Genomic DNA, 10,272 nt, shown 5'->3' on the forward strand with positions numbered 1-10,272 from the left:
GTATTTATTTTGGGAGGAGGGTATCCTGTGCCGGATGGGCAGGGCAAAGTTTACAACACCGCCGCCCTCTACAGCCCTGACGGCAAAGAGCTGGCCCGCTATCGCAAAATTCACCTGTTCGATGTGAATTTGCCCGATGGCAATACCTACCGCGAGTCGAACACGGTGGTCAGCGGAGATGAGGTGGTCACCTGCGAGCAAGAGCAACTGGGGAACCTCGGTTTGTCGGTCTGCTACGACGTACGCTTTCCAGAGCTGTACCGATCCCTGGTGGATCGCGGAGCCCAGATTTTGCTCATCCCTGCCGCCTTCACGGCCTACACGGGTCGGGATCACTGGCAGGTTTTGCTGCAATGCCGGGCCATTGAGAACACCTGTTACGTGATAGCCCCCGCCCAGGTGGGCACCCACTACGAGCGGCGACAGTGTCACGGCCATGCCATGATCGTGGACCCCTGGGGGACTATCTTGGCGGATGCGGGTGGCGAAAAACCGGGGGTGGCCATTGCTGAAATTAACCCAGAGCGTTTCCAGTTGGTCAGGCGGCAGATGCCTTCCCTACAACACCGTCGGCTGGCCTGCACCGTCACCCGCTAGGGATCCGCTATGCCTTGGCCCCCCCTGATTCTCTACAGCAAGCCCGGCTGCCACCTGTGCGAAGGCTTGGCCGATAAGTTGCGGCAAATCCCTGAGATCACCCTGTTGGAAATCCGCGACATCACCTCCAACCCGAGTTGGTGGGAGCAATACCAACTGAAAGTTCCCGTGCTCACCCTGGCAGGGGATCCCGAGCGACCTTTGCCACGTCCTTCCCCTCGGCTGACGGTGAGCCAGTTGCGGGCTTGGCTTGAGAAACAGCTCCGTTGAATTTCTCCTGCTGCTGCCGGAGCTTTCTCTGCCATGCCTATGGAGAGAGCAGCGATTCGCTGCGGGCGGTGTAGCCGGCTTGACGCAGGGCTTCAACGGCGGCTTGGGCATTGTTAACCCAAAATTGGGATCCCATTCTCACCCAAAGGGTATGGGGATGGGCGGTGATGGCAGCCACGACAGGAATGCGATTTTCTTCTTTGGTTTCCGAGCGTTGGCGGGCGATCAAGGTTTGTAAACGATATCGATCCTCCAGTGTCCCGGCAGAGTCGAGAGGGATCTCCACCGTTACCCAGCTAACAGATTCAATCGGTTGTAAATCTTCCACAATCAGTTGCACCTGTTCATCCCGCTGATCCACTTTGGCCCAGACCCACAGCCGTTGATCCACCTCCAGGCGACCTCGCAAACGTTCGTAGGTTTTGGGAAAGATCACCGCTTCACAACTGCCGGTGAGATCTTCCAGTTGCAAAATGGCCATGCGATCCCCTTTCTTGGTTGTCACACTTTTCATGGCAGTCACCAAGGCGAGAACACCCACAGAGGCATCGGCTGCACAGCCGCCCAGGTCAGCTAGGTTGACGGGGGCCAGTAGCCGCGCTTGTTCCTGAATGCGACGCAGCGGATGATCCGAGACATAAAACCCCAACAGTTCCCGTTCCAGCCTCAACTTTTCCTGGGGTGGAAAATCCTCGGTAACCGGCCCACGCGGAGCTTCCACAAATCCATTGCCGGCGCTGCCACTGCTCCCCAGTAAATCGAACAAGCTGGCTTGGCCAATGGCTTTGGACTTGGCTCGCTGCGCTGCCCAACTGAGGATGGGATCCAAATCGGCAATTAGTTGTTTACGATTTCCAGAAATACAATCAAAAGCGCCCGCACAAATCAGGGCCTCCAGGGCACGACGGTTAACAATGCGCAGATCCACCCGCTGGCAAAAATCCGCCAGAGAGGTAAAGGGGCCACCAGCTTGACGGGCGGCAAGAATGTTTTGAATGGCACCTTCCCCCACATTCTTCACGGCTCCCAGGCCAAACAAAATACTGGATCCTTGGGGGGTGAAATCCAGGCCGGAACGGTTGATATCCGGCGGCTGAATTTGGATCCCAATTGACAAGCAATAGGTAATGTAGCGCTGTACCTTGTCCTGATCTCCCCCCACAGAAGAGAGCAAGGCTGCCATATATTCCGTTGGGTAATTAGCCTTGAGGTAAGCTGTTTGAAAAGTAATCAACCCATAGGCAGTAGAATGCGATTTATTGAAGCAATACTCGGCAAAAGCAACCATTTGATCAAACAATTCTGTAGCAACTGCTCGGTTTACCCCCCGCTCGGCTGCCCCCTGCACAAATTGCTCGCGGTGTTTCTCCATCTCGGAGACTTTCTTTTTCCCCATCGCTCGCCGCAGCAGATCGGCTTGGCCTAAGGTGTATCCGGCCATGTCTTGGGCAATGCGCATGATCTGTTCCTGGTAGAGGATGGCTCCGTAGGTATCCTGAAGAATGGGCTTGAGGAGTTCGTGGGCATAGGTTACCGGTTTGCGACCGTGCTTGCGATCGATAAAGTCGGGGATCATTCCCGTATCCAATGGGCCTGGCCGGTACAAGGCCAATACTGAAGAAATATCTTCCAGGTTGGAAGGTTTGAGCTCCCGCACCACCTGCTTCATGCCAGAAGATTCCAGTTGGAAGATCCCTTCCAGCTCTCCCTTTTCCAAAAGCTGGTAGGTTTTCTTGTCGTCTAGGGGTAGGTTATCCAGATCTATATTGACGCCATTGTGTTCTCGGATCAGTTCCACTGCCCGCTGAATCATCGTCAGGTTGCGCAGACCCAAAAAGTCCATCTTCAGCAAGCCCAAAGACTCGATATCTTCCATCGAGTACTGGGTGATAATTTGGCCTTCATTGTTGTACTGCAGAGGCACGATCTCATCTAAGGGATCCTTAGCAATCACCACACCGGCAGCGTGAACCCCGAAGGTTTTGTTGGTGCCCTCCAACAAACGTGCCAGCTCGATCCAGCGGTGGGTGGTTGGGTCTTTCTCGTATTTTTCTTTAAACTCTGGAGCGGGAGTATCCTCGCCAATCATCTCTTCCAATTTTGCGGGCTTGCCTCGGGATACCGGGATCAATTTCGCCATTTTGTCGGCTTCTGAGTAGGGAATGTCTAAGACTCGACCGACATCTTTGAGAATGGCTTTAGAGGTCATGCGGTTAAAGGTGATGATCTGGGCGACTCGCTCTTGGCCGTATTTGCGGGTCACATAGTCGATCAGCTCTCCCCGCCGCTCGATGCAAAAATCCGTATCGATATCCGGCATCGATTGACGTTCTGGATTGAGAAATCGCTCAAACAGTAGGCCGTATTTAACCGGGTCAATGTTGGTAATTTGTAGGGCATAGGCCACCAGGGATCCTGCTGCCGAGCCTCGCCCCGGCCCCACCGGGATCCCCTGCTCGCGGGCATAGCGAACGTAGTCCCAGACCACCAGGAAATAGCTGGAGAAGCCCTTTTGTTGGATGATGTTCAGCTCAAAGCGCAGGCGCTCCTGGTAGTTTTGGGGGATCTGATCCGGCTGAGCAACACCGCAGCGCTTCGCCAGCCCCTGCCAGGCCAATTCTGTGAGATAGCTATCGGCAGAATGGCCCGGTGGAACCGGGTAGTCGGGCATGCGCATTTCCCCAAATAGGTCATAGCCCTCGATCTTTTCCAGCACCTTCAGGGTGTTGGCGATGGCCTCGTCAATCACCTCCTGTTCCAAATGGTCACGGCAGAGACGGCGCATCTCTTCTGGGCTTTTCAGGTATTCGGTTCCGGTGTAGCGAAGGCGATTTTTTTCAGTAAGGGATTTGCCTGTTTGAATGCAGAGCAGCGCATCGTGGGCCTCTACATCCCAGCAGGAAATAAAATGGCTATCGTTGGTGAGGATGATCGGGATCCCCAATTCGCGGGCGATGCGCACCAACTGCACGTTGACAAAGCGATCTTCTTGATAACCGTGATCCTGAATCTCGATGTAATAATCATCCCCAAACTGCTCTTGGTACCAAGCGGCAACTTCACGGGCAATTTCTGGCCGCCGCTGCAAAATAGCTTGAGGCACTTCTCCTGCCAAGCAGCCGCTGGTGACGATCAGCCCTTCTTTGTATTGCACCAAATACTCTTTGTTGATGCAGGGGCGAGAGAAAATCCCTTTCCCTTGAATGCCATGTAGATGGGAAATGGTGGTTAGCTTCACTAAGTTTTTGTAGCCCTGGGTATTTTTGGCCAGAACCACTTGGTGATACTTGGGGTACTTGCGGCTTTTGTCGCGGATATCGCCGTTGATTACATACATTTCATTGCCGATGATTGGAGTAATCCCTTTGCTTTTACACAGTTTCACCAGCTCTAACGCCCCATACATGACACCGTGATCCGTCAGGGCCAGCCCCGGCAAACCCATAGCGACCACCTGCTCGATCAGACGCGGCAATTGGCTGGCGCCATCCAAGAGGCTGTATTCGCTGTGGAGATGCAAAGGAACAAAAGACATGGCAACGCTATGGATAGTGGGATCCCTTTAACCTTAACTCAGCGTGTCCATTTCTCGACTGCCTGCAGATGCCGCTACAGTAAAGTCAGCTGATGTTTTTTCCCTTTTCTTGAATCTATGGATGCTCCCATTCGCCTCACCCAGTACTCCCACGGCGGTGGCTGCGGCTGTAAAATTGCCCCGGCCCTGCTGCAACAAATTCTCAGGGATGTGCCCCTGCTATCCCCAAATCCGGCTTTGTTGGTGGGAGCTGAAACCAGCGATGATGCGGCTGTCTATCAACTAAACGACCACCAAGCCCTAATTTTGACCACCGACTTCTTCATGCCGATTGTGGATGAGCCGGTGGATTTTGGTCGGATCGCGGCGACCAATGCCCTTTCCGATGTCTACGCGATGGGGGGCACTCCCATTCTGGCTTTGGCGGTTTTGGGCATGCCGGTCAATACCCTGCCGATGCAGGCCATCCAAGGGATCATGGCCGGAGGGATCCAGGTTTGCCAAGAAGCCGGGATCCCTTTGGCAGGGGGGCACTCCATCGATTCGCCGGAGCCCATCTTCGGCTTGGTGGCAGCAGGTTTGGCCCATCCACACCACATTCGCCGCAATGCCACGGCCCAACCTGGGGACGATCTGATCCTGACCAAGCCGCTGGGGATCGGGGTGATGACCACCGCTCTGAAAAAGGGTCAGCTCAGTGCGGCAGGCTACGCGGAAGTTTTGCAGGTGATGACCCAGCTGAATCGCATCGGCTCGCAACTGGCTCGGCGACCGCAAGTTCACGCCATGACGGATGTAACAGGGTTTGGCCTGCTGGGACACTTGCTGGAAGTCTGTCGCGGCTCCGGGGTGGGGGCCAGTTTGGATCTGGCCTCCATTCCGTTTTTGGCAGAAGCGCTCTCGCTGGCAGAAGCGGGGATCTTCCCAGGGGCGGCTCGTCGCAATTGGCAGGGCTATGAGGGGGTACAGGCAGAATCCCTACCCGAGTGGCAGCAACTGCTGCTGGCAGATCCCCAAACCAGCGGGGGCTTGCTGGTGGCGGTGGATCCCGGCTACACCTCAGACCTCTTGCAAGAGCTGCACAGTGCCGGCTACCCCTACGCCCGTCGCATTGGCCGATGCCAAGCTGGAGACACCAGAATCCATGTTACCGGCAAGATCAGCCTCAGCCCAGCGGCAGCCTGAAGAAGACCCTCTGGCAATACTCACCATGCAAAGTCTCATGCAAAGTCTCGATAGAGGGCTCAGTATGAAGATTGCGTCAAGCAGCTCTGAGAAAGTTAAAGATACCATGTAAGGCAAGGGAAGGTTAGGATATCCTGAGATCTATGAGCGAGCTTCCCCCCAGCCGTAGTCTGGTTCAGCGAGTTGAGCCTGGCCAGCTGATTCGAACCCTCAGCAGTGGGCAATTGCTGATGGTGGATCCCCAGCGGCACAACGCCCTGATCATCTGCAAGACGTTTCATGCTGAGTTTGCCGGGCCGGGTGCTGCTGTTGGGGGGCCATTGGATGTGGAGTCCGGCGGCGTTGTCCCGATTGGGGATGTGGTTTTGCTGCATCCGCAAGACCACCAAGAGCGGCAAAATGCCTATGCCAAGCGGCTGCACTGGATGCGTTGGCTGCAGCAAATCACCGACAATCCTTTGCCGGCCCAGCGGGCGCGGGTTTTGCTCTTTAGCTTAGAGGAATTTTTCTCTGCGGATTTGGTCAGCCAATTGCCCGATGACATTTTGGCACGGCTGGTGGGGGTGCTGCCCCAGACGATTGCTGCGGTGCGGATGGAGATGACGGCCCTCTACAGCCCCAGCTATTCCTTGGCAGGCTGAGCTTGTCTTGGACTGGGGAAGGGACTCGTCCTGCCAGCATGAATCGGTGACACCTTGCAGCCCTCTCTGCAACTGGAACAAGACACGATCAGCTACACTGAAAGCCAATTTGCGTTGGCATTTGGTTCAACTGGACTCGACTGGAATCTCTGCCTTATGCAGTGGTGGAAACGGCTTCGCCGCAATCGATGGGCCCAAGCAGGAGCCTACATTCTTCTTGTTTTCTACGCCTGCGCCATTTTTGCCGAGTTCGTTGCCCCCTACAGCCCACTGGAATCTCAACCGGGGGGATCCCTTCTGCCGCCCACCGCCATTCACTTTTGGGATGAATCGGGCGCTTGGATTGGGCCCCACGTTTATCCAACCCGCCAGGGGCCAGTGGATCTGGAAACGGGAGAACGCCCGCTCTTGGTGGATACCAGCCGTCCAGCCGGGATCCGCTTGTTTGTGGCCGGTACTCCCTACCGTTGGTTGGGGTTGATCCCCTCCAATCGGCATCTGTTTGGCACCGTCCCGCTGCGGCCTGTTGCAGAAGCAGGACAGGTGGGATCCCCAATCGGCGAAGAGCCCTCTGTGGCACGGCTACACCTGCTGGGCACCGATGATCAAGGTCGGGACTATTTCAGTCGCTTGGTCTATGGCGGGCGCGTCAGCCTGTTTATCGGCTTGGCGGGCATTGGCATCTCTTTCCCCATTGGTCTGCTGGTGGGGGCCATATCCGGCTACCTTGGGGGCTGGGTGGATACGCTCCTGATGCGCTTGGCAGAGGTGTTGATGTCGATTCCGACGCTGTATCTGCTGGTGTCGCTAGCAGCGGTGTTGCAGGTGAATCCGCTGACCGGGGTGCCCTTCAGCAATGCCGAGCGCTTTTTGGTGATTGTGGTGATCCTCTCTTTTGTGGGTTGGGCGGGCCTAGCCAGGGTGATTCGTGGGCAGGTGCTGTCCTTGCGAGAGCGGGACTTTGTGCAGGCAGCGCGGGTGGCCGGGGCGGGATCCCTGTACCTGCTGGTGCGCCATATTTTGCCCCAGACAGCCACTTATGTGGTGATCTCGGCAACCTTGGCGGTGCCCGGCTACATTGCGGCAGAGTCGGTGCTGAGCCTCATCGGGTTGGGGATCCAACAGCCGGATGCCTCTTGGGGCAACATGCTCTCGCTGGCCACCAACGCTTCGGTGATCATCCTACAACCCTGGCTGGTGCTGGCCCCCACTTTGATGGTGGTGCTGACCTCTCTATCCTTTAACCTGCTGGGGGATGGTTTGCGAGACGCCCTCGATCCTCGGGAAGGGTGAGCTGCTTCCCCATTGCGCCGAGTGAGGGGAATGGAGTGGCCTGCAAATCACCGCTTTCCGTCGGGATAGAGCCGGTTTAGACCCTTGCGAGCCTTAGCATGGACATCCAGGGTGGCATCCATTTTCAGGATCTGCCGGTAAACTTGCTCGGCACGAGCCACTTCCCCTTCCTGTTCCAACTTTTCTCCTAGCTTGAGCAAGTTTTGGGCTGAGAGATCTGCCCAAGGATTCTGTTCGGCTGTTGGCTCCTGCAGTTGCCGCAGCTCTTCTAGGCGCTCTTGCACCATCGGTCGTAACAGCCAAGAGTCATCCAGATCCAAAACCTCTCGGTAGTAGCGCTGGGCCTCTTTAAAGTTCTTTTGCTCGTCGTAGGCTTCCGCCAGTTGTAGCGCCAGTTCCGCTGTGGGCTGATCCTTAAACTGGCGATGCAGTTGGTTCAGTCGCCGCACAAAGGGGGATCCCTGCTGCGGGTTTTTCAAATCCGGGGCGTGCTGAACCGGCAGATAGTCGTCCCTCTTCGCCGATGGTTGAGGGGAAGGGGCAGGCTCTGCAGCTTGAGGTCGAAGGGGCGCTTGGCGGCTGATGCTTTTGGGATCGATGGGGGTGGGCTTGTAAACCCAAATTGGCTGATCCGGAGGAGATGCGGGTGGGGTTGGGCGTGGGATCGGCTGCGGCAAGGGAATGGTCTTGCGATCCGGCGGTTCAGGAGATGGCTGCTTCAGCTCCTCAAGGGTGCTGGGAGGTTTGGGGGCCTGAAATTGAATCGCTTTGGGAGTCTCCCTGCGCTCTTGGGCCAATTCTCGGTACAGAGCGGCCAATTGCAGGTACCCCGCTTCTTCATAGGCAGTGGCCAGCCAACGGGCATTCTCCGGACTGGGATCCGCACGATAAGCTCGCCGGAGCAACTGCAAAGCAGTGCCGTAGTTGCGCTCTCGAATGGCTGCCCGTCCCAAACTCGCTGAGCTGGCCCCGGTCGTATCGCTAGCCATAGGTTTCCGTCATGCCTCGCTGTGCGCCGATGATAGATCAGTTCTCCCTAGCCAGCCACCTGGGGCAACCTTTGCGACTGGATCCCTTGGCCTTAGCATACCCTTGCCAAGCTGAACGTTGCTTGCCTAGAAGGGTCTCTCTGGAATTGGGTGGCAGACTTCTTTGCCGATACTGATCCGACAATTTGAGAGGACAATTTGATTATTACTGATTATTAAGACATTGAGATCTGGATGTGAGGTCGACTTTCAAGCTAGCTTGTGATCAAGCCTCGAGCAGCGACAGGTTCCGGCGCAAACATGATTCAACAGTTTCGAGAGCGGTACCCTATGGGCAGTTTGCTCACCGATCTGTTGCGTGTGGAAGAAGGGATCTACATTGTCAAAGCCCAGGTGATGGTCAACAATACGGTTCTGGGCAGTGGTATTGCCGGCTCCAACACAGTAGAAGAAGCGGAAGATGCTGCACTGAAGCGCGCCCTGAACCACGCAGGATTCGGCCATCCCACAACTGCATTAAGCCTGGGTGTGGACACTGCTAGGGTGCCTTATCTGCCAACTCCTGAGTTGGCCAACGGACACGCTCAGTCTTCCCCTGCTTCTCCAGCCCCCGAGTCGATAGGGATCCCTGCAAAGCCAAGTTCCCCAGAGCTGCCCGGTCTAAGTGAGCCGGCGGCCTATGGGGATGACCTATCGGACATCATTGCCCAAACGGATGTGGAGATGCAGCGCATTGGCTGGGGCCGCAAGGAAGGACAAGAGTTTTTGGAACGTCGCTTTCAGAAGAAATCTCGCCACCAACTCAGCGACGCCGAGCTGCGGGAGTTTTTGCGCTACCTAAAACAGCAGCCCTCCCGCCTCAGCAGCGAACCCCGCTTTTGAAGTCTTCTCGGCCTTGCCGCCAAGATCTCGGGATCTGGAGATCTGGCAACTCCTATCTTCCAACTAGGGTTGTTCCGAGCCCGTTCAAGTAGCCTCTGACCCTTGCCCCCGGCCTCTCTGGAAGGGGGAGTTGGGAATCAAGCCAGCCAACTGTTTTACTGCTAGTTGGCTGCTACTTGGAATAAGCCCGTTCTACCGTCGGTGTCTTGCTGCTGCTGAAGCTAGGGCGCACCTACAATCACGCTGGTGTCTTCCATTTGCTTCACGACCGTTTCTCCCCCTTCCGAGAGCACAACCCGTCGCTCTGGCACCGATACTCCGGCCACCTTGGCGGTTTGGTAGTTTTGCCCGGCCTGCACCACAGCGGGAATGACACCTGGGCCAGAAACCAGAGCAAAGGACTCGCCGCCAATCTGTATCATCCCGGAAACCTGTACACTGCGGGCAAAGGCAGCCGGGTCGGGGGTAGGCGTTGGGATCGGGGTAGCCACGGCTACAGGGGCGCCATTGCCGCTGCCAGGAGGGGGCAAAACCGGAGGTGGAGGCAGGGGCGGCAGGACAATCTGCGGTTCAGGAGCACGCACGTTTTGAGGCACAAAGGGATCCACACGGCCAGCCCCACTCAAGGCCCGCTGGGTTTCCTGCTCTCGATCCACTGGCGGGATCAGGCTAGAGGCAGCTTGGGTAGCCTGCAGAAGGGAGGGCACCGGCGGCGGGGGTTGATCGGGGGCGGTCTGGCCAAAGCCGGCAGGCAAGTTCACCGTTTGTTGCCGGGCGAGAGCTTGCATCTGGCTGGCTCCGCGGGCCAAGGTGGCGCTCATATCCTGTTCCCAAGTCCCTGCAGCATTCAGCCGCATGATCACAGGGCTGGTTCCCCCCC

General features: G+C 56.7%; 9 protein-coding genes. 6 read left to right on the plus strand and 3 right to left on the minus strand.

What is annotated here, in order from left to right; genetic code table 11:
• Together NW819_RS09710 and NW819_RS09715 are read left to right on the plus strand one after the other, a co-directional pair.
• A partial coding sequence (locus NW819_RS09710) for a carbon-nitrogen hydrolase family protein (protein WP_414413608.1) occupies nucleotides 1–597 on the plus strand: 597 nt, incomplete at its 5' end.
• 9 nt (nucleotides 598–606) lie between these two features.
• Nucleotides 607–867 carry a glutaredoxin family protein gene (locus tag NW819_RS09715; protein WP_414413609.1) on the plus strand — a complete coding sequence of 87 codons (261 nt, stop codon included), beginning with the start codon at nucleotides 607–609 and terminating at the stop codon, nucleotides 865–867.
• A 37-nt stretch (nucleotides 868–904) separates the two neighbouring features.
• Here NW819_RS09715 and NW819_RS09720 read toward each other — a convergent pair whose 3' ends face one another.
• Nucleotides 905–4,402, minus strand: coding sequence for a DNA polymerase III subunit alpha (locus tag NW819_RS09720; protein ID WP_414413610.1), 3,498 nt, complete (start codon nucleotides 4,400–4,402; stop codon nucleotides 905–907).
• Nucleotides 4,403–4,519: 117 nt separating this feature from the next.
• Between NW819_RS09720 and selD the strand changes: the two genes are divergently transcribed.
• The 3 genes from selD to NW819_RS09735 all read left to right on the plus strand — a co-directional run bounded on the left by selD (nucleotide 4,520) and on the right by NW819_RS09735 (nucleotide 7,521).
• Nucleotides 4,520–5,587 carry a selenide, water dikinase SelD gene (gene selD, locus NW819_RS09725; RefSeq protein ID WP_414413611.1) on the plus strand — a complete coding sequence of 356 codons (1,068 nt, stop codon included), beginning with the start codon at nucleotides 4,520–4,522 and terminating at the stop codon, nucleotides 5,585–5,587.
• A 143-nt stretch (nucleotides 5,588–5,730) separates the two neighbouring features.
• Nucleotides 5,731–6,228 carry a hypothetical protein gene (locus NW819_RS09730; protein ID WP_414381897.1) on the plus strand — a complete coding sequence of 166 codons (498 nt, stop codon included), beginning with the start codon at nucleotides 5,731–5,733 and terminating at the stop codon, nucleotides 6,226–6,228.
• A gap of 156 nt (nucleotides 6,229–6,384) precedes the next feature.
• The gene (locus NW819_RS09735; RefSeq protein WP_414413612.1) at nucleotides 6,385–7,521 is read left to right on the plus strand and encodes an ABC transporter permease; all 1,137 of its coding nucleotides are present in this window, start codon (nucleotides 6,385–6,387) and stop codon (nucleotides 7,519–7,521) included.
• A gap of 47 nt (nucleotides 7,522–7,568) precedes the next feature.
• Here NW819_RS09735 and NW819_RS09740 read toward each other — a convergent pair whose 3' ends face one another.
• Nucleotides 7,569–8,510: a hypothetical protein gene (locus tag NW819_RS09740; protein WP_414413613.1), complete on the minus strand. Its 942-nt coding sequence runs from the start codon at nucleotides 8,508–8,510 to the stop codon at nucleotides 7,569–7,571.
• 300 nt (nucleotides 8,511–8,810) lie between these two features.
• Between NW819_RS09740 and NW819_RS09745 the strand changes: the two genes are divergently transcribed.
• Entirely contained in the window at nucleotides 8,811–9,392 is a 582-nt protein-coding gene (locus NW819_RS09745; RefSeq protein ID WP_414349886.1) for a hypothetical protein, read from the plus strand.
• Between the two features lie 221 nt (nucleotides 9,393–9,613).
• On the opposite strand, the gene NW819_RS09750 is transcribed toward NW819_RS09745, so the two are convergent.
• Nucleotides 9,614–10,272, minus strand: a 659-nt coding sequence (locus tag NW819_RS09750; RefSeq protein ID WP_414413614.1) for a hypothetical protein, incomplete at its 5' end; no start/stop codon positions are given.

Source organism: Synechococcus sp. R8-2 (assembly GCF_047461715.1).
Taxonomy (GTDB): domain Bacteria; phylum Cyanobacteriota; class Cyanobacteriia; order Thermostichales; family Thermostichaceae; genus Thermostichus.